Origin of the sequence: Vibrio sp. 10N.222.49.C9, assembly GCF_041474985.1 — a bacterium.
In the GTDB taxonomy this organism is placed as follows: domain Bacteria; phylum Pseudomonadota; class Gammaproteobacteria; order Enterobacterales; family Vibrionaceae; genus Vibrio; species Vibrio crassostreae_C.
On the sequence record NZ_JBFRVD010001427.1, the window covers coordinates 1 to 253 of the forward strand.

At 46.2% G+C, this 253-nt stretch carries 1 pseudogene; it reads right to left on the reverse strand.

The window, feature by feature from the left end:
• A pseudogene (locus AB4585_RS28595) lies at positions 1 to 253 on the reverse strand (YjiH family protein); the annotation flags it as partial.

Here is a 253-nt window from a genome sequence, read left to right on the forward strand (position 1 = left end):
AACTACGATGGTTTGCGATGCCGCGACTGCTTCAGGGATAGCAAGAAGCTCAAGATAAGGGACAAATGGTTTACCCATAATTGCGAATACAGATGTGTACTCAGCGATTACCAATGCGATAGTACCTAGGCCCATAACCACAGGTAGTACACCAAAAACCATATCGACTGCGTTTTTAACGCCTTCTTTAGCCACTGCGCCAACTGAAGTAACCTGACCTGCTTTTCGTAGTGCTAAGTCCATACCCCAAGAG